Origin of the sequence: Psychrobium sp. nBUS_13 (assembly GCF_051201665.1) — a bacterium.
Lineage (GTDB): Bacteria > Pseudomonadota > Gammaproteobacteria > Enterobacterales > Psychrobiaceae > Psychrobium.
The window spans coordinates 118186-139721 of sequence record NZ_CP179210.1 but is presented as its reverse complement, the minus strand read 5'-3'; the positions used below and the strand labels follow the sequence as shown (position 1 = coordinate 139721).

The window sequence follows — 21536 nt, the reverse complement described above, 5'->3', positions numbered from 1 at the left end:
TTTAGCTGATTTTCTCTACGCACAACAAGATCACTTACTTAATGCAATTGGTATAAAACGACCGCAGAGTATTGGATAAATAAACGCTAACAAAAAGGCCATCTCTCGATGGCCTTTTTCATTATTACTCTTGGTCTACACCGTTTATTGATAACGCCATCGCTTCTGCTATTTTAATACCATCAATAGCCGCTGATAAAATACCACCTGCGTAACCAGCTCCTTCACCAGCTGGGAATAAGCCTTGTGTATTAATACTTTGCATCGACGCGTCACGTTTAATACAAATAGGTGACGATGTACGTGTTTCAACAGCTGTCAACGTTGCGTCATCCATCGCAAAGCCATGGATTTTACGATTAAAAGCAGGGATAGCTTCACGCAGTGCTTCATTACAATACTCTGGTAACAGCCCTGTTAAGTCCGTCAGTTTTACACCAGGTTTGTAAGATGGTTCAACTTCACCCGTTTCTTGCGTCGAGGCGCCTTTTAAGAAATCACCAACAAGCTGCATCGGTGCATCATAGGTTTCACCGCCTAACTTAAACGCAGCGCTTTCTAATTCACGTTGATAATCAATACCTGCTAATGGGCCACCAGGATAATCAGAAGGGTCAATGCCCACTACTATTGCGCTATTGGCATTACGCTCGTTACGTGAATATTGACTCATACCATTAGTAACAACACGGTTCTCTTCAGACGTTGCTGCAACCACAGTACCACCTGGACACATACAGAAGCTGTAAACACTACGGCCATTTTTACAATGATGAACAAGTTTGTAATCTGCAGCACCTAAAATAGGATGGCCAGCATTCTTACCCCAACAAGCTTCATCAATTAACGATTGACGATGCTCAATACGGAAACCAACAGAAAACGGCTTAGCTTCAATGTATACGCCTTTGTCGTGGATCATTTGGAACGTATCACGTGCGCTATGCCCAATAGCCAGTGCAATATGGCTTGAAACTATCTTCTCGCCATCAGATAACGTAAGGCCAGTTACTTTACCATCTTCGATATCAAAATCATCAACACGGGCGCTAAAGCGAATTTCACCGCCTAAACGAATAATCTCAGCACGCATCTTTTCAACCATGGTCACTAGTTTAAAGGTACCAATGTGTGGCTTGCTAACGTATAAAATTTCTTCTGGTGCACCAGCGGCTACAAACTCATTTAAAACTTTACGACCATAATGCTTTTTGTCTTTCACTTGGCTATATAATTTACCGTCAGAGAAAGTCCCTGCGCCGCCTTCACCATACTGCACATTCGATTCTGTATTGAGTGTTTTCTTACGCCAAAAACCAAAGGTGTCTTTAGTACGCTCACGTACTTCTTTACCGCGATCAAGAATAATTGGACGATAACCCATTTGCGCTAAAACCAAACCAACAAAAATACCACAAGGACCAAAACCAACCACAACGGGACGATCACCTAAATCTGTCGGCGCTTGCGCCACAAATTTGTATTCCATATCAGGTGTTTTACGAATCGATTGATCGCGCTCAAACTTCGCTAATAGATCTTCTTCTTCAGTCGTTTCAACATCAACGGTATAAAGTAAAACAATATTACGCTTTTTACGCGCATCAATACCGCGACGAAATACCGTAAAATCAACGAGCTTTTCGGCGCTAATTTTTAAGGTGAACATAATAAGACTTTTAAGATCATCTTCACTGTGATCTAAATTAAGCTTGAGGTTGGTTAAACGAATCATCGAGAATTCCTGTGTGGCAATGTTACTTGGCTATAGTAAAAATTAAGGTGGGTATTGTAATGCATTTACACTGAGTCGGGAAAAGTAAAAGCAGTACTTGATTAACATAAACCTAAATTAACATGGCAAAAGGATAACAAACTCAATATTCCCATGTAGTATTTGTCATATTTTTTTATTTTTGAACTATACTTCAAAAAATCTTGCAAGTTAAAAATTAACTAATATTATGGACAACAATATGAAACAACATTATAAGGTATTACCCCTTATCTGTGCTGCATTATTTTTAAACGCCTGTGGTGGTGGCGGTGGCTCAAATACCCCAGATTCGACACCTGTAACACCAAACAAAGCGCCTTCTTTAACTGCGATCCCATCGCAATCTCTTGTCGAAACAGAGACTTTATCACTTACAGCGGATGCTACAGATAGCGACGGAAGCATAAAAAGCTATCTATGGTCGATAAAATCGGGAAGTGATGTATCGTTAACTAACGAGACAACGAGTGAAGTATCAATTAGAGCCAGTGAGCTAACCCAGCCATCTGAAGTAACATTAACAATCTCGGTTACAGATAACGATGATGCCACAGCAACACAAGATGTAATTATTTCCCTATTAAATAAAACATCAGAAGTCACTATTAGTGGTTTAGTTACCGACCAAATCATCACGAATCCAAAAGTTGACATAGTTATTGGCAGTGAAAAATTTTCTGTCAATGGTAATGATAAAGGGGAATATAGCGCACAATTTAAGGTCGATGACTCACTTGAAGAATTACCTATTGAAATTAGAGCTTTCGGCACTTCAGATTCACAAGCTAATGTAGAATTTGTATCACTATTGCCTTCAGTTAAAGCCCTAAAGTCTCAAGCGAATGACGCTGGAACAATTTCGAGTGCTGAAAATTTTGACTTAAATATTACTAACGTAACTACAGCTAAATTCGTACTCATGCAGAAAGCGAATAAAAATAAGGCGATTACTGATGATGCAACGAGAGAAGCATTAGTTACAAACCTTGATAATAAAGAAATATTAAGATTAGCCACTGCGATTAAAGTTATTGTTGATAACGATTCACAAAAACTTCCAGAAGGTATTGCGTCGACATTTGAGCTTTTAAAAAATGAAGAAGTAGTAAATAACTTTATTGCTTCTCTCACTCAGAATGCCCCTAACGTCTTTATTGACGCTGAAAAACAGTTAAAAGAAGATAAAACACTAGTAACAGATAGCGATAACGATGGTTTTATCGATTTAGAAGACGCATTTCCATCAGATAAAACTGAGTGGCTCGATTCTGACGGTGATAAAATTGGCAATAACACTGATACTGACGATGATAACGACGAAGTAATCGACTCCGCTGATGCCTTCCCATTAAATCCTATAGAACAATTTGATACTGATAAAGATGGAATTGGTAATAATGAAGACACTGATGACAATGGAGATGGTAAGGAAGATACTTACCTTAAAAAAGTAAGTGAATTAACCAATGGAGCCCTAGGCCGTAGTGTATTTAGTTTTATACACACGCTAGACGGCAAGTATACGATTAGTGGAAGTGAACATGGGCTAATAATCATTGATTTAAATGACGAAGGGGTTCCTTCAGAAAACTATACTCTAATATCACCAGAAGAGCTTGGTTATAACAGTATATACTTATCAAGCCATTTAACGTTATCAGCTGATGGAACAAGTCTTTTTTGGGCTCATCAAGCGACGCTAATCGGCGATGAACTAGAGAAGAGCTATATCAGTGTTTTTAGTATTGCTCAAGGTCTTCCTGAATTCAAACAAAGAATCGAACTAAATAGTAATTACGGAGTCAATGAAATCTTAGTTACTTCTCCTGATGGAAAGTTTTTGTATTCTGCACATCCTTATTCAAATCAAAGTTCAAAAACTTATATTCAGCCATTCTCAATCGATGATAATGGCGAGCTAACAGAATTAGCTGTTTACTCATTAGACCTAGGCATCGCTGATTATGAGAATAATTTTGACATTTCCTATGATGGTAAGTTTTTATTTTGGGGATCTGAAAGTTATAAAATAACGGTCTTGACGCGTAATGTTGAATCAGGCGAAATAATTAGCACGGCAACTCAGCAATTTGACAACCCATCTGTCCGACCATCTGCGTCAGCACTTATTGCATCTACTGAGAATAACTCTGTCTACTACGCGACAGGTTCTAGAGTGCAAACCTTGACCTACGATGACAACGGTAAATTATCAGAATTAACTTTTTATGATTATATACCAAATATAGATAGTGCCGATGACACAGCCTCTTTTTCGATAGATCTATCGAAAGATGAAAATTCATTGATTGTTGCTGGCGAACTCAACGGTCAATCACGTTTAGACGCAATCTCTATCAATGGAAGCAACAGTACTTTAAGTGCTCGTTTTTCTCTTAATGAAAACGTAATAACTACCGGTCAAGTCCTTTGGGGGCCAATGAGTAATAGCCTTCATTGGATAGGAATATTTAATGGTACATATTATTCGACTAGTGTGAACAACCCTGGCGAACCTATAAATATCCATTCATTAGATAGCAATGGTTTATTTCATTTTGAGCCTATCTATATTTCAGCAACTCAACTTATTAGTGCGCCAACTCGGTATAACTCATTATGGACTAGTATCAATACGATTGCCGAACAAGAATTAGAGTCAACAGTAAATATTTATAACTCGAATAATATATTGGATGCAATATCTCTTGACGCTAATAACTTTATAACTCTCAATGTTGGAAATTCTGCTTATGATCCTACATTCAAATTTTATGTAAGAGATGATAATCAATACCTTGAATCAAGCGTTTATTCTGTTCCTTTGGTAGACAGTACAACCGAACAAAGAGTTTATTGGATGGAAAAAATACCAGAAAGCAACAAAATATTAGTATTTGAAAGATTTCGCTATGACACTTATGAGGAAGGTAGAAAAACGCGCCGATTATCAGTTTACACGGTAGATCAAGAAAACAAATCCTTATCGTTGGAGAGCCATGTTCTTTTTTCTGATGAAGAATATTATTCATTAATCCATATTTTTGAAGACGTCTCATTTAATCAAACAAATAAAACACTCTATTATGGCGGTAAAATATACAGTTATAGAGACAATCAACTTGCAGAGATTTCATCAAACGGTGTAAAGAATAAATTGCACATAACGGCACGCGGTAATTATGGATTTACTCGCACTTATGACAATGACTCAAAAGAAACCATTATATCCTCTTTTAAGCTATCTCCAATTACTGGTGAAGCTGAAACTATAGAGAGCGTCGATATCGATGGTGATGTAGGAATGACGTTATTAAGTGACAATGAGATTTTAATAAATTCTAATGCGGTAGACGGTGTTATTTCATTATCTACTTATGAAGTAGACAACGGTAAGGTATCTCTCTCTGATACTTATGAAATTGAAACCACAAAAACTTTAAATTCGAAAACGACCGTCTACAAAGTTCCGAATGATCCAACTACATTTTGGATTAGACTCACAGGCGAATTTAAAAACATCATCAAAGTAAAAAGAAGTCCTGATTCTGATTCAAATGGTGACGGACAATTAGATAAAGGAAATTAAATCCATTGACCAAAAGTTATTATCCAAATAATAGCTTTTGGTCATCAAATCTTGCCATATCAATCATTGATATTCATTCCACAATCAGTATGATCCCTTAATTCCCTCACTCTAGCTTCTAGGAACCATTCATGGCCTTTGTAGTCACTGACAACTGTATTGCATGTAAATACACTGATTGCGTGTCAGTGTGTCCAGCGGATGCATTTCATGAGGGACCTAATTTTTTAGCCATTAACCCAGTTGACTGCATCGATTGCGATTTATGCGTACCTGAATGCCCCGCTAACGCTATTTTCCAAGAAGATGAGCTTCCCGCCGGCCAGGAGCAGTTTAAAGAGCTCAATGCTGAACTGAGCGAGATGTGGCCAAAGATTACTGAAGTCATTAAACCATTGCCAAACGCCGACAGCGTCAATGGTACTCCCAATAAAATTGACCAACTGATTGTAGAATAACAATACACTGAGGCCTTATGAACTATTTAGCTGCCACCACCATACTCTGGGCCTTTTCATTTAGCCTGATTGGCGTCTATTTAGCAGGACAAGTTGACGCGTGGTTTTCTGCGTTAACGCGTATTTCATTGGCTATGCTGTTATTTCTGCCACTGCTTAAACTACAAAACATTCCCAAGCCATTAGCATTAAAGCTGATGGGTATTGGCGGTGCACAACTGGGGCTGATGTATTGTTTTTATTATCAATCATTTCTCTATTTATCCGTCCCTGAAGTTCTACTGTTTACCGTGTTAACACCTATTTATGTCACGTTGTTCTACGATATTAGTCAGCGCCGATTTTCATTGGGATTTTTAGTGAGTGCCATCGTCGCAGTGTTCGGTGCGATGATGATAAAGTATCAAGGCATCAATGAAGGCTTCCTGCTAGGTTTTTTAGTGGTACAAGGTGCTAATATCAGCTTTGCTTTAGGCCAAGTCGCATACAAGCGTGTCATGGAATCTGACAAAAATAATCAACTATCGCAGTCTTCAATCTTTGGTCTCTTTTATATCGGCGCGTTTATTGTGGCGCTGATATTATTCATGCTATTTGGCAATATCGATAGACTACCAACCACTAACACTCAGTGGGGCATTTTAATTTACCTTGGGTTTATCGCCTCAGGCCTGGGTTATTTCGCATGGAATAAAGGCGCAACACTAGTGAGTTCTGGAACATTGGCAGTAATGAATAACGCGCTAGTTCCAGCGGGATTAGTGGTGAATATTCTCATTTGGAATCGAGACGAAGATTTGACGAGATTAGCTGTTGGCGGCGGGATTATTTTATTCTCTCTCTGGCTCAACCACTTCTTTAATAAGCAGCAAAGCTAGCAAATTTTTTATTTAGATCATAAGATTATTTAATTAAGCGTTAATCCAAGTAAAAGGAAGCCCAATGAACAACCCACAACGCGAACTCACGTTGCGCTTTTTAGCAGAGCCTCAAGACGTCAACTTTGGCGGAAAAGTTCATGGCGGTGCCGTAATGAAATGGATAGATTTAGCCGCTTATGCAACCGCTGCAGGTTGGAGTGGTCGCTATTGTATAACCGCTTATGCCGGTGGTATTCGATTCGTGTCGCCGATTCATGTTGGCAGCCTAGTAGAAGTTACAGGCAAGGTTATTTACACTGGAAAATCTTCAATGCACATTGCGCTTGAAGTCAATGCCTGTGATCCTAAATCCCTCAATAAACGCCTAACAACACACTGTATCGTGATTATGGTCGCCGTAGATGAGCACGGTGAATCCATTCAAGTACCTACTTGGACACCAGAAACCGAAGAAGATAAAAAACAGCATGATACAGCCATTCGATTAATGGATATGCGTAAACAAATTGGCGAAGAGATGGCCATTTTTGTTGAGTAATTTTCGAAACGGTCATTAGACCATAGTTTGAGTAATGAGAGTTTACAATACTAAGGAATTACCTTAAGTTGGAAACTCATCTTGATATTGGTCCCTTTATGAATGTTTTTATTGCTCGACAAGCTATCTTAAACAGAAAAAAACAAGTTTGTGCCTACGAGCTATTCTTTCGCGAAGGGCAGGTAAACGCCTATCCAGAAAACACCAATCATCATGTCGCCACGTCAAAACTGATTGGCCGTACTTATTTCAACAAAGGCATCAAACCATTTACATCAGGCAAACGGGCACTCATCAACTTCTCCGAAGAGTCTTTACTAAAACGATTACCTTTTCTGTTACCTAAAGACGAAATCTTAATAGAGATATTAGAAGACGTAAAACCAAGCGATGAGATTTTTTCAGTTTGCCAAGAGCTAGTGAAATCAGGGTATTCAATTGCACTTGATGATTTCGTCTATAAACCAGAATGGAAACGATTTTTAACCGTAGTGCGTGTTATTAAGTTCGATATTCAACATACATCTCTCAGTGACATAGAGCCTTTGGTTCGCGAACTACTGGCTAAAACACGCATCAAATTACTCGCAGAAAAAGTAGAAACCCACGCCGAATATAAACAAGCGGTTGAAATGGGCTTTCATTTATTTCAAGGCTATTATTTTTGTAAACCGGAAATGAAACAAAGCCAAGAAGTCGAATCAACACAGTTATTGCTAGTAATGCTGCTCAATGAAGTTAATAAGAAAAATATAAACTACAGCAAAATTATAGGCTTGTTAGAGAAAGACTGTGGATTAGTGTACAAGCTGTTGTGTTACGTAAACTCGGGAATTTTTCCTTTAAAAGGTAAAATCACCTCAGTAAAACAAGCCATAACCTACATGGGCGAATTACAGTTAAAAGAATTAATCTCATTATTTTTTACCGCGGTATTAGCGCAAGATAAACCACCTGAACTCATTAAAATTTGCGCAACTCGTGCAAAGTTTTGTGAATTGGTTATCAATGATTTAGCACCGGCAATTTGCGATCAAGCGTTTATGACTGGGATGTTTTCATTAATTGATGCCATTCTGGATATTCCAATGCAAGACATCACCATACGCTTATCATTGGATGAAGTTATTTGTGAAACTCTCCTTGATGACGATGAACTATCGCAAACGCCTATTAGCATGGCATTACGTACTATTAGACATTTAGAACACGGTAGCTGGCATCTATCAGAGCGTGAGGCGCTAAAGTTACGCATCCCTATTGAAACCATCAATCAATATTATCAACAAGCAATTGAATGGGCGGAGCACCTAGAAGACTGCGACGCACCACAAATGAATTAATACCAATTGCATTAAGTAAGTGATCTTGTTGTGCGTAGATAAAATCAGCTAAAACAAGGCGCTCGATTGACTAATAGCTGGCTATTAGGATTGAGAGCAACGCCATTTTAGTTAATTTTAACAAGTACAAGTGGGCAAATATTTAATGCAATTGGTATAACTTTAATTCATAAAGCATTCTAAATTTCAGACACAAAAAGGCCGACATGTTGTCGGCCTCTCATTAACGTTTAATCTCTAGCGATTTGCACGTTTACGTTCGTTTTCAGTAAGAAGCTTCTTACGTAGACGAATGCTTACAGGTGTTACTTCTACTAACTCATCATCATCGATGAACTCAAGCGCTTGCTCAAGTGTGTAAACGATTGGTGGCGTAAGTACTTGTGCTTCATCAGTACCTGATGAACGTACGTTCGTTAGCTGCTTACCTTTAAGTGCGTTAACTGTTAAATCGTTGTCACGGCTATGAATACCTAATAACTGACCTTCGTAAACTTCATCAGCGTGGCTAGCGAATAAACGACCACGTTGCTGTAGGTTAAACAATGAGTAAGTTAATGCTTTACCAGTAGCGTTAGAGATCAATACGCCGTTAGCACGTTGACCGATATCGCCGCCTTTATGCTCTGCGTACTCTTCAAACGTATGGTAGATTAAGCCAGAACCAGAAGTCATTGACATGAATTCAGTTTGGAAACCGATTAAACCACGTGAAGGCATATCGAAATCGATACGTACACGGCCTTTTCCGTCTAACTGCATGTCACACATAACAGCTTTACGAGTACCTAGTTTTTCCATAACTGTACCTTGATGCTCTTCTTCAACATCTACAGTTACTTTTTCCATCGGTTCCATTTTCACGCCATCAACGTCTTTGATGATTACTTCAGGACGAGAAATAGCAAGCTCGAAACCTTCACGACGCATAGTTTCAATTAATACGCCTAGGTGAAGCTCACCACGGCCAGAAACACGGAATTTATCAGGATCATCGCCTGGCTCAACACGTAATGCTACGTTATGAACAAGTTCTTGCTCTAAACGTTCGCTAATATTACGAGACGTTACAAATTTACCTTCTTTACCAGCAAACGGAGAGTTGTTTACTTGGAAAGTCATGGTTACTGTTGGCTCATCAACACTTAGAGGAGGTAATGGGTCAACATTTTCAACGGCGCAGATAGTGTCAGAGATTTTTAACTCACCTAAACCGGTAATAGCAACGATGTTACCCGCATGCGCTTCATCAACTTCGTTACGATCAAGGCCTAAGTAACCCATTACCGTACCAACTTTACCCTTACGAGTAGAGCCATCAGCCATAGAAACCATAACTTGTTGGTTAGGCTTAACGATACCACGCTTAATACGACCAACACCGATTACACCAACATAAGAGTTGTAATCAAGCTGAGAGATTTGCATTTGGAAATCACCATCAGAGTTTGCGTCTGGCGCAGAAACATCTTCAAGGATCGCATCAAATAATGGGTTCATGTTATCAGACGGTTCGTCAACATCGTTTGTTGCCCAACCGTTTAGTGCAGATGCGTAAACAACTTTAAAGTCTAACTGCTCATCAGTAGCGCCTAAGTTATCGAATAAATCAAAAATTTGATCCATAACCCAATCAGGACGAGAACCAGGACGGTCAATCTTGTTGATAACAACAATTGGCTTTAAGCCTTGAGCAAATGCTTTTTGCGTTACGAAACGTGTTTGTGGCATAGGGCCATCAACAGCGTCAACAAGTAGCAATACAGAATCAACCATCGACATGATACGCTCTACTTCACCACCAAAATCGGCGTGTCCAGGAGTATCTACGATGTTGATACGGTGATCATTCCAGTTAATGGCAGTTGGTTTTGCCAAGATAGTAATACCACGCTCTTTTTCAAGATCGTTTGAATCCATTACGCGCTCTTCGGCTTCACCGCGAGACTCAACCGTACCAGATTGTGCTAACAATTTGTCAACCAAGGTCGTTTTACCGTGGTCAACGTGAGCAATGATTGCAACGTTACGCAACTTGCTGATATCAGTAATATTATTTGACATTTATTTCGCCTAAATAGGAATAACCAGCATCTGCTTTAGTTATTCAAAGATCATGGGTACCCGTAACAATCTACCTGTGTTGTATGACCAACTCATGACTAAACTGCGCAAAACAACTATACGGGTACAAAAATTAGGCGGCAAATTCTACAGACTTGTCTCAGTAAAAGCTATCTATTTAATAGCTGATACCGCGTTAGTGATGATTTTATTAGTCAATTTATGAGCTACCACACATCACATCGAAATGTTGCAATTTGGTGCAAACAGCTTTTACGCACCACGCTGGTGCAATCGAGGGATCTTATTGGTGCAAATATCGCGTACTATCAACAACAACAAAACAATTAAACACACTTAATCAATAACTTAAAGTCTTGGCATAGTTATAGCTATGAGAGCAGTAATTGAATTGTTGTATGTTTAACATGTAAGAAGGAAACACCTAGATGTCTATTGAAAATGTTTTAGAGTTAATTAAAGAAAACGATGTAAAATTTATTGATTTACGTTTCACCGATACTAAAGGTAAAGAGCAGCACATCAGTATCCCATCACATCAAGTTGACGAAGACTTTTTCGAAGACGGAAAAATGTTTGATGGTTCATCAATCGCTGGTTGGAAATCAATTAACGATTCAGACATGGTCATGATGCCTGATCCTTCTACTGCTGTTTTAGACCCATTTACAGACATTCCTACATTAAACATTCGTTGTGACATTTTAGAACCAGACACAATGCAAGGTTACGATCGCGACCCGCGCTCTGTAGCTAAACGCGCTGAAGAATATATGCGTGGTGCAGGTTTCGCAGACGACGTATTATTTGGTCCTGAACCAGAATTCTTCCTATTTGACGACGTGCGTTACAAGAATGACATCAATGGCGCGTCTTATTCAATCGATGACAAAGAAGCCTGTTGGAACTCAAACACAGAATACGAAGAAGGTAACACCGGTCACCGCCCAGGTATTAAAGGCGGTTACTTCCCAGTGTCACCAGTTGATTCTTCGCAAGATATTCGTAGCGCTATGTGTATGCTAATGGATCAAATGGGCTTAGTTGTTGAAGCACATCACCATGAAGTTGCAACATCAGGTCAGAATGAAATCGCCTGTCGCTTTAACACTATCGTTAATAAAGCAGATGAAATCCAAATTTACAAATACGTTGTACACAACGTTGCCCATGAGTTTGGAAAAACAGCGACCTTCATGCCAAAACCAATTTCACAAGATAACGGCAGTGGAATGCATTGTCACATGTCACTAGCTAAAGACGGTCAGAACATATTTTCAGGTGATAAATACGGTGGCCTTTCAGAGACAGCGCTTTACTACATTGGCGGCATCATCAAGCATGCAAAAGCATTAAACGCGTTCACTAATGCGTCGACTAACTCTTACAAGCGCCTTGTACCTGGTTTTGAAGCACCAGTAATGCTTGCATACTCAGCGCGTAACCGTAGTGCATCGATTCGTATTCCTGTCGTGCCATCACCTAAAGCACGTCGTATTGAAGTTCGCTTCCCTGATCCAACGGCCAATCCGTATCTAGCCTTTTCAGCATTATTAATGGCTGGTCTTGACGGTATTAAGAATAAGATCCACCCTGGCGATGCAATGGATAAAGATTTATATGACCTTCCAGCCGAAGAAGCAGCACAAATTCCAACCGTTGCCGAATCGTTAAGTGAAGCACTTGAGGCACTAAAATCAGACAGCGACTTCCTTACTGAAGGCGGCGTATTCTCTAAAGAAGCTATCGACGCTTACATTGAATTGAAATCTAAAGATGTAGAACGTCTAAACCTTGCTGTTAGCCCAGTTGAGTTTGAAATGTACTACAGCGTTTAATCACTGATTAAACAAATATATACCCAAAAAGCCTGCAATTTGCAGGCTTTTTTTGTTGAAATTTGAATTATGGACAGTTAAGGCTCATTATTATATTTCTCTCGTTTATGAAAAGGCGCGTAATGAAATATTTTTCTGGGTTATTATTTATTGGCTACGTAGTCATTAGCACTCAAGTTTCCGCCTTTACTGTTTACAAAAAAGTAAACAAGGATGGTAGAGTAGTCTATTCAGATAAACCTTTCCCAGGTGCTACAAAAGTAAACTTACAACCTATAAACACACGTAAAACCCAGCCACTACCGGCGCCAGTAATTTCAGAAAAGCCACCAGAAAGAGAAGTTGCAAGCATTGCAATATTATCACCAAATAATGGCGACTCTATTCGTAGTAACGGCGGAGAGCTTACAGTGACTATTGGTGTAACTGCACCCTCGGATCATAACTATAAAATTCAGCTATTAATTAATGATAAGCCCCATGGCCCAGCCGTTGTAAACAACACTTTTACACTCAAAGAATTAGATCGCGGAATCATCAAAATAAAAGCACAACTTCAAGGTCGTCGTGGCAAAGTTCTTGCAACATCGAGTGAAACGGTTGTTTACATGCATAAAGCCTCAATAAATCGAGCTCGATAGCCCAAAAATGAGCAATATGTTTGCAATCGTCAATCTTTCGCACCAAAATGGTGCGTTAGTTAGATTACGAATTTGGAGCCTAGGGTGTCGACCATTTATAAATCGATATTTGATAATGTGGTATCGAGTATTTTGTTACTCGATCAACAACTTTGTGTGCATCACAACAACCCTGCAGCGGAGCAACTCCTTAAACTGAGCAGTAAACGCATGGCGGGAAGCCACCTTAATACACTATTCCATCATCTCAGCTCAAACACACAGCTATTTTCCCAAGTATTCGAAACTGATCAGGGATTTACCGATAACCTAGCAACACTCATTTGCGTTGATGGCCGCAGTGTCACAATCGATCTTAGTGTGAGTCCAATTGAGGTGGAGCAACAGCATTTACTGCTTGTAGAAATAAGACAAGTCGATCAACAACAACGCATTTCACAAGAGATGCAACAACTTACGCAACAACAGTTAGCTAAAAACTTAGTAAAAGGTCTCGCCCACGAAATAAAAAATCCACTCGGTGGATTACGCGGCGCAGCTCAATTGCTCCATCGCCAACTAGATGAAAGTAATCAAGAATATACGCAAATGATTATGGAGCAGGCTGACCGCCTAAATAATCTAGTTGAACGATTATTAGGGCCGAATACGCACCACCAGCATCAATTACACAATATTCATCAAGTCTTAGAAAAAATTATCCAACTCGTTTCCATTGAGTTACCCAAGGATATTCACATTGAACGGGATTACGATCCTAGCATTCCTGATATCTCGATTGATGATGAGCAAATTCAACAAGCACTGCTTAATATTATTCAAAATGCCATTCAAGCCATGGGTGATAGCGGCCACTTAACGATTATGAGCCGAGTCACCAATCAAGTAACCATTAATGGACAACGTCATCGATTGGCTATTGAAATTAAGATTATCGATAACGGCCCAGGTATTGCGCCACACCTTCATAACACGCTGTTCTATCCAATGATTACAGGCCGCGCTCAAGGCACAGGATTAGGGTTATCTATTGCTCAAACGCTAGTACAACAACATAACGGACGTATCGATTTTAAATCACGTCCCGGATTTACCGAATTTACCGTTTCATTGCCAGTAATTAAGGAAGCCTAATGACTGAACAAGTATGGGTCTTGGACGACGATAGCTCTATTCGCTGGGTACTAGAAAAAGCGTTATCAAGTGCCAACATTAGTGTTGCCACATTCGCCGCAGCTGAAAGCTTATGGGAAGCACTCTCACACGAGCAACCAAGTGTAATAGTGTCAGATGTTCGCATGCCTGATACCGACGGTATGGAATTACTAGGCCGTGTTCAAGAACATTACCCTGACATTCCGGTCATCATAATTACAGCACATTCAGATCTCGATAGTGCTGTTAGCGCGTACCAAAGTGGTGCATTTGAATATTTGCCAAAACCCTTTGATATTGATGACGCGCTTGGATTAATTAATCGCGCTATTGAGCACAGTTTAGAGCAAACAAAGCGCGTTAAAAAGTCTGCCAACAAGAAAACGCCGGCACCTGAAATTATTGGCGAAGCTCCGGCCATGCAAGAAGTTTTTCGTGCCATTGGCCGATTATCTTCTTCAAGTATCAGCGTCTTAATTAATGGTCAATCAGGCACGGGTAAAGAACTTGTTGCTAAAGCCCTTCATAAGCACAGCCCACGCAAAGATAATAACTTTATTGCCCTTAACATGGCTGCTATCCCAAAAGACTTGATTGAGTCAGAGTTATTTGGTCATGAAAAAGGCGCCTTTACGGGCGCTAACACTGTACGTGAAGGACGATTTGAGCAAGCCAATGGCGGCACATTATTTCTAGATGAAATTGGCGATATGCCACTGGATGTTCAAACACGCTTATTGCGGGTGCTAGCAGATGGTCAGTTTTATCGTGTAGGTGGTCACCAGCCAGTCTCGGTTGACGTAAGAATCATTGCAGCCACTCATCAAAACCTTGAAAAACTAGTCACTGATGGCGAATTTAGAGAAGACTTATTCCATCGTCTCAATGTTATTAGAATTCATATTCCAAGCCTTAATGAGCGCCGAGAAGATATACCAACGCTTGCTAATCATTTTCTGAGCCTAGCCGCCAAAGAATTGAAGGTAGAAGCGAAGAAGATGAGTAAAGAAGCGCAAACATATATAACCACACTTGAATGGCCAGGTAATGTAAGGCAATTAGAAAATACATGTCGCTGGTTAACGGTAATGGCCTCAGGACAAGAAATTCTGATTAATGATTTACCGCCTGAATTAACGCAAGCTAAGACACAATTCACCCAACATAGTGATTGGCAGCAAGCACTGAGAGCTTGGTGTATGGAACAGCTTAACAATGGTGATGAAGCGATACTTAATCAAGCCATGCCTGAGTTTGAACGCACAGTCATTGATTGTGCATTAACGAGTAGCGCCGGGCATAAACAGCTTGCCGCTAAGAAATTGGGATGGGGACGAAACACCCTTACGCGCAAGTTGAAAGAACTTGATATTAATTAAGTTGGCAACGGTCTCATCTTGGCATTGATAGTGTCATGAGCTACTATCTAAATAACTCTTAGCTAATGGGATCTGACCATGCAATACAATACTTCTGAATTATGCGACATGTACTTAGACAGCGTCGATGTAGTAGAGCCAATGTTTGCCAATTTTGGTGGTCGAAATTCATTTGGTGGTGAAGTAGTTACCATTAAATGTCACGAAGCCTATGGCCTCATTCGCGAAGCATTGACCCAAAGTGGTGCAGGCAAAGTATTAGTCATTGATGGCGGCGGCTCACTACGAAGAGCACTCGTTGATTTTGAATTGGCCGAACTTGCTTTAGACAACGGCTGGGAAGGTGTCATTGTTTATGGTTGTATTCGTGAAGTGGATTTAATTGACGAACTAGATCTTGGTATCCAAGCATTGGCATCAATTCCGGTTTTGGCCAATGATAGTCAAGATGGTGAAACAGACATGCCCGTCAATTTTGGCGGCGTTACCTTTTTACCTGAAGATCATGTTTATGCCGACTCTACTGGCGTTATCTTATCGCCAGATCCTTTAGATATCGAATAATTACCCATCTTTATCGCTTTATAACACGCCAATTGTGTTATAAAGCGTTTCGTTTATTTACTCTAATTGCGCCCACTATGACACAAATTCAATTCTCAACCGCTAGTTCAATCACGCCACTAATTAGCCATCGTGAAAACGAACTCAAGATTGGCCAACAACTACTATTAGCGGAATCAGATACTCTTGAAGTTGTATTAGAAACTTTCAAACGTAAAGGTGCAAAGTTTATATTACTAGGTATTCCTGAAGATATAGGCCCCCGTGCAAATTTAGGACGAGGCGGTAGTACAGAAGGTTGGCAGGCGTTTTTATCACGCTTTTTGAACTTACAACAAAATAACTTTATTCGCAGCAATGAAATTGGCCTATTAGGTCATATTATCACTGACGATTTGCAAAGATTGAGCAATGACTTAGATCTAGCGACAACCAGCGGATTAAACACTATCCGCGAACTTGTTAGCCAGCTTGATGAACGAGTGAGCAAAATCATCAAAGCCATAGCGTCGCTTGATTTAATTCCTATAATCATCGGTGGTGGCCACAACAACGCCTATGGTATTCTCAAAGGAATGAGCCAAGCGAAAGAACAACCAATGGCTGCTGTTAATCTAGATCCACACACAGACTTTAGAAATATTGAAGGACGTCATAGCGGAAATGGTTTTAGCTATGCTGCTAATGAAAACTTACTTAGTCATTACTTTTCACTCGGAATGCACGAGTTAAAAAATTCAGCAGCCAATATTAACAGTCTCAACAAGCATCACTTCCCCTATGTTAGCTATCAGCAAATTTATGTTCGACGTGAAGTGTCATTTGAACAAGCCCTTGAAGATGCATGCTGTTACCTTAATGACAGCCATGCACCTGTTGGCATTGAATTAGACGTTGATGCAATTTCCTTCATGCCAGCAAGCGCCTATACTAACGTGGGTGTTGATGTAAGTGACGCCCAATTCTATGTCCACACTATCGCTCAGTTACCACAATCTTGCTACCTGCATCTAGCAGAAGGGGCACCTTGCCAACATCCTTCAGGATTTGATGCTGGGGTAAGCGATGTAGGCCAAGGATTAGCGGCGCTAGTCTCTTCATTTATTCAATCAAAACAAGATATTGGTGAGTAACAGATTCTAGTACTTTGTAATTCCCCACTGGCGTTTTATGTTGTCTAACTCGCCAGTTTTTTCCAAATAGTTAAAGGCTATTTTGAAACGCCTCACTAATTTGGGATCAGTGTCCTTACTAAAAGCAATCGACATGTCTTTATTCAGTTCTTTAACTTCATGTAGTCGTTGCAATTTAGTGGCATCATAACCGAGATCTGCCACCATATATTTGAGTAATAACGCAGGTCCAGAAATAATATCTACCCGTTCTTTGAACAGCATTCCGACGTTTTGGGTGTATCTAGACGTCAACGACACATTCGTAAAGCCATTTGCTTTCAAAAAGTAATCAGCGCTATAACCCTTAGAGGTGGAAATTCGGTATGCCTTGGCTTCTTCAAGTGATACCAGTGGCTGGCTAAAGTTTTTCTTTAGGCCCCATAAGTAAAAATGTTGAGTCTGAAGATTTCCGACCCATTGGAATTGGGACTCACGCTCTTTAGTCCTGAACATTGAATAAATCAAAACATTGGGCTCTTTTTTTGCCATCAAAAAAGCACGTGCCCAAGGCAATACATACACAGTTGAACGCAAATCTGTTAATTCAAATAAACGATTCACCACCGCAGTAGAATAACCGCTAAGTGAACCGTCTTCTTTTTTTATTTGGAAAGGGGGTAAATATTCCGTCACAACGGTGATAGGTTTTGCTAATAACGAGCCACAATAAAAGCAAAATAAAATAACAATATACTTAAGTATTTTGGAATACATGAAGGAGCTCGCATCATAAAATATTAAGTATAGTTGAATTATCCCACCATATAGGTGCCTGTACCAAATGCGATGTGATCGCCCTGCTCGTTATGTAATTCCATGCGTGCAACAGCGACTTTATTGCCTGTTCTAATCACCGTTGCTGTCGCTGTGAACTCTTTGCCGCGACCTGGACGTAAATAATCAATACGTAAATCGATAGTGCCTAAGTTTTGTAAACGCTTGGTGACCGCTTCTTCACTTAAGTCTTCCATGTTTTCTAAGACATCTGAAAACACAATCATGCCACCAGCAACATCCAACAAACTAGCGGTAACACCGCCGTGAAGAATACCATGCATAATGTTACCGACTAGCTCGGGTTTCATCGCTATTTTCAACTCGATTTTATTGTTTTCATAACATGGAATTTCAAGACCAATTAATTGATGAAATGGCATCTGTAGCTCAAAAATATCCTTAAGCATCTTCCTTAATGTTTGAGCGTTTAGTTGTTTACCCATGATGTTTTCTCTTTGATTAATCAAACCACAGAATAAGTAATACATTCAATTTAAACAAGCATTTTAATAAGACAAGCCATCGATACTCGATTACACTACAGGCTCTGATACCTCAGCAATAAAAAAGAGATAACGTGCAGCAGCCTCCTACTCCCCAACAGGTTCTGAGCCAAGTATTTGGTTACAGTGAATTTCGCACGGGACAATTAGATATTATTGAACAGGCATTGAATCACCGTGATTCTTTAGTCATTATGCCAACCGGCGGCGGCAAATCTCTTTGTTTCCAAATTCCAGCGTTATTGATGTCTGGCTTAACCATTGTTGTGTCACCACTCATTTCATTAATGAAAGACCAAGTTGATACCTTACAAGCTAATGGCGTTGCTGCTGCATATTTAAATTCGAGTCAAACACGCGAAGAAAGCATGCAGGTGCTCAACGCAATGCAATATGGTGAGATAAAGCTCATTTATGTCGCGCCAGAACGAATTTTACAACCTAACTTTTTAGAGCGAATTCAACAACTGCATATTTCTTTAATTGCGATTGATGAAGCGCATTGTATCTCACAATGGGGACATGATTTTAGACCTGAATATGCCAGTCTTGGGCAAATAAAATCAGTATTGCCTACACCGCCTATTATGGCTTTAACGGCGACTGCCGATGATGCAACACGCCAAGAAATCTCGTCACGCCTTAATTTAAACGACCCGTTTTATCATCAAGCCAGCTTTGATCGCCCTAATATTCGTTACACCCTGTATGAAAAGTTCAAACCGTTTACTCAACTACTGCAATATCTTAAAACCCAAAATAATAACTCTGGCATTATCTATTGCACCACCCGAAAACAAGTAGAAGAAACGGCCTTTAAACTGCAACAACAAAACTTTAGCGTACTTGGCTATCACGGCGGTATGGAACACAGCGAACGCATGAGCGTGCAAGAGAGTTTTATTCGCGGTGATACAGATATTGTGGTTGCGACTGTTGCCTTTGGCATGGGTATCGACAAGCCTGATGTGCGCTTTGTTATCCATTACAATATTCCTAAGAATATAGAATCGTATTATCAAGAAACTGGTCGTGCTGGTCGTGACGGCATGGCAGCAGAAGCCGTGATGCTTTACGATCCAAGCGATACAGGCCGTGTACGTTTCTTAATAGAACAAGGCAATAACCCGGCGCAGCAGCAAGTTGAACATCAAAAACTTAATGCGATGGCCGCTTTTGCAGAAGCACAAACCTGTCGCCGACAAGTATTGCTTCATTATTTTGGCGAATACGGCTCGAGTAAATGTGGCAACTGCGATATCTGCTTAGACCCACCACAACATTTTGATGGCACAGTCGTCGCGCAAAAAGCGCTCTCTTGTGTGTATCGCGTGCAACAAAATTTTGGTGTCGCCTATGTCATTGATGTGCTGCGCGGCTCTAAGAATCAACGAGTTTTAGAGTACGGTCACGACAAATTAACCACCTACGGCATCGGTGTTGAACACAGTGCTGAATATTGGCTCAGTATCTTCCGCCAACTTATTCACTTAGGGTATTTACGCCAAGACATCACCCGCAGTTCAATTTTGGTATTAAACCCAGAAGCCCGCAGTGCGCTAAAAGGCGAAAAAGTCATAGAACTTGCCGTGCCACGTCTGCAAGCTATTAGCAAGAGTTCAAGTAGCGCCAAAGGCCGTAGTCGCAAAGATGATTACGATTATGACGAGGTGTTATTCGCTAAACTGCGCACCCTACGTAAAACCATCGCCGACGCGCAAGGTGTACCACCTTATGTCGTCTTTAACGATGCCAGCCTTGCAGAAATGGCCGAGCAGCAACCGCAAACACCTTACGAATTGTTACGCGTAAATGGTGTTGGTGAGCGTAAATTAGAAAAGTTTGGCGATGACTTCTTGGCGCTGATTAGGGAATATCAGTTTGATAATTAATAATCTCGAAATTCATTAATTTTAGAAAAATATTTATTATCATAAGCGTCTGCAGATCAGTCGATTCTGTTAGATTCTGGATATGCCATGTAGTTATAAGAAACCTTTACCGAATTGGCTTTATAGAATGCACGGCGTAATTCAAGTAATAGATAATCAATATTATTCTTTGGCGAGTTCTCTTTGGAATATTTACAATGATTAACTCCGTCTGCATGCATTACTTCGACTGAAGATCCAAACATACAACCTCGTGTAACTTTATAAGAAAACCTTTGAGGTTTATTTTTCTTCCAAAGCAATTTCTGGGATTAAAATGGAATGAGTGCATGCTGCCCTTACACCTCCAATAACTTCTTATTGTACTACCTATTTATTAGTGATAGATTACGGGCGAAAGATGAATAAGATTTAAAGCAATTGAATATCATGTAAATTTTATAGATCATCTGTCTTTGATATAAATCGATTAGCCGAAAAATAAAAGGATTTTATAATGCTAAAAGAGCTGTTCGTTAATATACTTCTTCTTTGTGTGGTAACACTTGCTGGAGTGTCTATACGTGCCAATCGTTAAGTCTTCATTTGACGAGCCTATGGTTACCATTGGCAACTACAGCAAGTTCGGTATCACTTCTGAATCACCTGTTATCATATTTACAACGGATTGGTGCCCTGTCTGTCAAAGATTAAAAAATTACTTCAATCTAAAAAATATAAATTACATTGAATACGACGTCGAAAAAGACATTAAAGGGTTGCAACTATTTAATGAACTTAAGGGCGACAGCTATCCTTTAATTTTAATTGATAATAATTTAATCCGCGGTTTTTCTCAAATTGACGTCGAAATAAAACTCAGAGAGCTCAACCTGATTGTTTAATGCCTTTATTCGAACAGATCTAGAAAATAGCTGTCTTTATCAAAATCCTCATGCTTA

At 39.9% G+C, this 21536-nt stretch carries 18 protein-coding genes; 13 read left to right on the top strand and 5 right to left on the bottom strand.

The features are described from left to right. Window positions 1-124: 124 nt before the first annotated feature. The gene (locus tag ACMAZF_RS00640) at window positions 125-1735 is read right to left on the bottom strand and encodes an NAD(P)/FAD-dependent oxidoreductase (protein ID WP_435275584.1); all 1611 of its coding nucleotides are present in this window, start codon (window positions 1733-1735) and stop codon (window positions 125-127) included. Between the two features lie 241 nt (window positions 1736-1976). Between ACMAZF_RS00640 and ACMAZF_RS00635 the strand changes: the two genes are divergently transcribed. The 5 genes from ACMAZF_RS00635 to ACMAZF_RS00615 all read left to right on the top strand — a co-directional run bounded on the left by ACMAZF_RS00635 (window position 1977) and on the right by ACMAZF_RS00615 (window position 8586). After that, window positions 1977-5366 carry a PKD domain-containing protein gene (locus ACMAZF_RS00635; protein ID WP_435275583.1) on the top strand — a complete coding sequence of 1130 codons (3390 nt, stop codon included), beginning with the start codon at window positions 1977-1979 and terminating at the stop codon, window positions 5364-5366. Window positions 5367-5497: 131 nt separating this feature from the next. Continuing rightward, window positions 5498-5824 carry a ferredoxin FdxA gene (gene fdxA, locus ACMAZF_RS00630; RefSeq protein ID WP_435275582.1) on the top strand — a complete coding sequence of 109 codons (327 nt, stop codon included), beginning with the start codon at window positions 5498-5500 and terminating at the stop codon, window positions 5822-5824. A 17-nt stretch (window positions 5825-5841) separates the two neighbouring features. Then, window positions 5842-6702: an EamA family transporter gene (locus ACMAZF_RS00625; protein ID WP_435275581.1), complete on the top strand. Its 861-nt coding sequence runs from the start codon at window positions 5842-5844 to the stop codon at window positions 6700-6702. Between the two features lie 64 nt (window positions 6703-6766). After that, window positions 6767-7243, top strand: coding sequence for an acyl-CoA thioesterase (locus tag ACMAZF_RS00620; protein WP_150138414.1), 477 nt, complete (start codon window positions 6767-6769; stop codon window positions 7241-7243). A gap of 68 nt (window positions 7244-7311) precedes the next feature. Continuing rightward, window positions 7312-8586, top strand: coding sequence for an EAL and HDOD domain-containing protein (locus ACMAZF_RS00615; protein ID WP_435275580.1), 1275 nt, complete (start codon window positions 7312-7314; stop codon window positions 8584-8586). Between the two features lie 237 nt (window positions 8587-8823). On the opposite strand, the gene typA is transcribed toward ACMAZF_RS00615, so the two are convergent. After that, window positions 8824-10650, bottom strand: a complete 1827-nt coding sequence (gene typA, locus ACMAZF_RS00610; protein ID WP_435275579.1) for a translational GTPase TypA — start codon at window positions 10648-10650, stop codon at window positions 8824-8826. A 449-nt stretch (window positions 10651-11099) separates the two neighbouring features. On the opposite strand from typA, the gene glnA reads away from it, so the two are divergent. The 6 genes from glnA to ACMAZF_RS00580 all read left to right on the top strand — a co-directional run bounded on the left by glnA (window position 11100) and on the right by ACMAZF_RS00580 (window position 17381). Continuing rightward, window positions 11100-12509, top strand: coding sequence for a glutamate--ammonia ligase (gene glnA, locus ACMAZF_RS00605; protein WP_435275578.1), 1410 nt, complete (start codon window positions 11100-11102; stop codon window positions 12507-12509). Window positions 12510-12631: 122 nt separating this feature from the next. Continuing rightward, on the top strand, window positions 12632-13150 hold the full coding sequence (locus tag ACMAZF_RS00600) for a DUF4124 domain-containing protein (RefSeq protein ID WP_435275577.1): 519 nt from the start codon (window positions 12632-12634) through the stop codon (window positions 13148-13150). A gap of 84 nt (window positions 13151-13234) precedes the next feature. Then, a complete protein-coding gene (glnL, locus tag ACMAZF_RS00595) occupies window positions 13235-14284 on the top strand; it encodes a nitrogen regulation protein NR(II) (protein WP_435275576.1) in 1050 nt (349 codons plus the stop codon). Further along, window positions 14284-15684, top strand: coding sequence for a nitrogen regulation protein NR(I) (glnG, locus tag ACMAZF_RS00590; RefSeq protein ID WP_435275575.1), 1401 nt, complete (start codon window positions 14284-14286; stop codon window positions 15682-15684). The genes glnL and glnG overlap by 1 nt, the downstream gene beginning before the upstream one ends. A gap of 78 nt (window positions 15685-15762) precedes the next feature. After that, on the top strand, window positions 15763-16248 hold the full coding sequence (gene rraA / locus ACMAZF_RS00585) for a ribonuclease E activity regulator RraA (protein ID WP_435275574.1): 486 nt from the start codon (window positions 15763-15765) through the stop codon (window positions 16246-16248). A 77-nt stretch (window positions 16249-16325) separates the two neighbouring features. Then, a complete protein-coding gene (locus ACMAZF_RS00580; RefSeq protein WP_435275573.1) occupies window positions 16326-17381 on the top strand; it encodes a formimidoylglutamase in 1056 nt (351 codons plus the stop codon). Between the two features lie 6 nt (window positions 17382-17387). On the opposite strand, the gene ACMAZF_RS00575 is transcribed toward ACMAZF_RS00580, so the two are convergent. Further along, window positions 17388-18137, bottom strand: a complete 750-nt coding sequence (locus ACMAZF_RS00575; RefSeq protein WP_435275572.1) for a substrate-binding periplasmic protein — start codon at window positions 18135-18137, stop codon at window positions 17388-17390. 38 nt (window positions 18138-18175) lie between these two features. Further along, window positions 18176-18643: a thioesterase family protein gene (locus ACMAZF_RS00570; RefSeq protein ID WP_435275571.1), complete on the bottom strand. Its 468-nt coding sequence runs from the start codon at window positions 18641-18643 to the stop codon at window positions 18176-18178. A gap of 134 nt (window positions 18644-18777) precedes the next feature. Between ACMAZF_RS00570 and recQ the strand changes: the two genes are divergently transcribed. Next, window positions 18778-20595 carry a DNA helicase RecQ gene (gene recQ, locus ACMAZF_RS00565; protein WP_435275570.1) on the top strand — a complete coding sequence of 606 codons (1818 nt, stop codon included), beginning with the start codon at window positions 18778-18780 and terminating at the stop codon, window positions 20593-20595. 56 nt (window positions 20596-20651) lie between these two features. Here the strand turns inward: recQ and ACMAZF_RS00560 are convergent, their stop codons facing one another. Further along, on the bottom strand, window positions 20652-20840 hold the full coding sequence (locus ACMAZF_RS00560) for a hypothetical protein (protein ID WP_435275569.1): 189 nt from the start codon (window positions 20838-20840) through the stop codon (window positions 20652-20654). A gap of 318 nt (window positions 20841-21158) precedes the next feature. Between ACMAZF_RS00560 and ACMAZF_RS00555 the strand changes: the two genes are divergently transcribed. Beyond that, window positions 21159-21479: a glutaredoxin family protein gene (locus ACMAZF_RS00555; RefSeq protein ID WP_435275568.1), complete on the top strand. Its 321-nt coding sequence runs from the start codon at window positions 21159-21161 to the stop codon at window positions 21477-21479. Window positions 21480-21536: the final 57 nt, after the last annotated feature.

Bases quoted from the DNA above. Each gene is read 5' to 3' on its own strand.
- ACMAZF_RS00640 (WP_435275584.1), bottom strand. From the start codon at position 1,735: ATGATTCGTTTAACCAACCTCAAGCTTAATTTAGATCACAGTGAAGAT.
- glnG (WP_435275575.1), top strand. From the start codon at position 14,284: ATGACTGAACAAGTATGGGTCTTGGACGACGATAGCTCTATTCGCTGG.
- glnA (WP_435275578.1), top strand. From the start codon at position 11,100: ATGTCTATTGAAAATGTTTTAGAGTTAATTAAAGAAAACGATGTAAAA.
- typA (WP_435275579.1), bottom strand. From the start codon at position 10,650: ATGTCAAATAATATTACTGATATCAGCAAGTTGCGTAACGTTGCAATC.
- ACMAZF_RS00635 (WP_435275583.1), top strand. From the start codon at position 1,977: ATGAAACAACATTATAAGGTATTACCCCTTATCTGTGCTGCATTATTT.
- fdxA (WP_435275582.1), top strand. From the start codon at position 5,498: ATGGCCTTTGTAGTCACTGACAACTGTATTGCATGTAAATACACTGAT.
- ACMAZF_RS00625 (WP_435275581.1), top strand. From the start codon at position 5,842: ATGAACTATTTAGCTGCCACCACCATACTCTGGGCCTTTTCATTTAGC.
- ACMAZF_RS00560 (WP_435275569.1), bottom strand. From the start codon at position 20,840: ATGTTTGGATCTTCAGTCGAAGTAATGCATGCAGACGGAGTTAATCAT.
- rraA (WP_435275574.1), top strand. From the start codon at position 15,763: ATGCAATACAATACTTCTGAATTATGCGACATGTACTTAGACAGCGTC.
- ACMAZF_RS00575 (WP_435275572.1), bottom strand. From the start codon at position 18,137: ATGTATTCCAAAATACTTAAGTATATTGTTATTTTATTTTGCTTTTAT.
- ACMAZF_RS00600 (WP_435275577.1), top strand. From the start codon at position 12,632: ATGAAATATTTTTCTGGGTTATTATTTATTGGCTACGTAGTCATTAGC.
- ACMAZF_RS00620 (WP_150138414.1), top strand. From the start codon at position 6,767: ATGAACAACCCACAACGCGAACTCACGTTGCGCTTTTTAGCAGAGCCT.
- ACMAZF_RS00570 (WP_435275571.1), bottom strand. From the start codon at position 18,643: ATGGGTAAACAACTAAACGCTCAAACATTAAGGAAGATGCTTAAGGAT.
- ACMAZF_RS00580 (WP_435275573.1), top strand. From the start codon at position 16,326: ATGACACAAATTCAATTCTCAACCGCTAGTTCAATCACGCCACTAATT.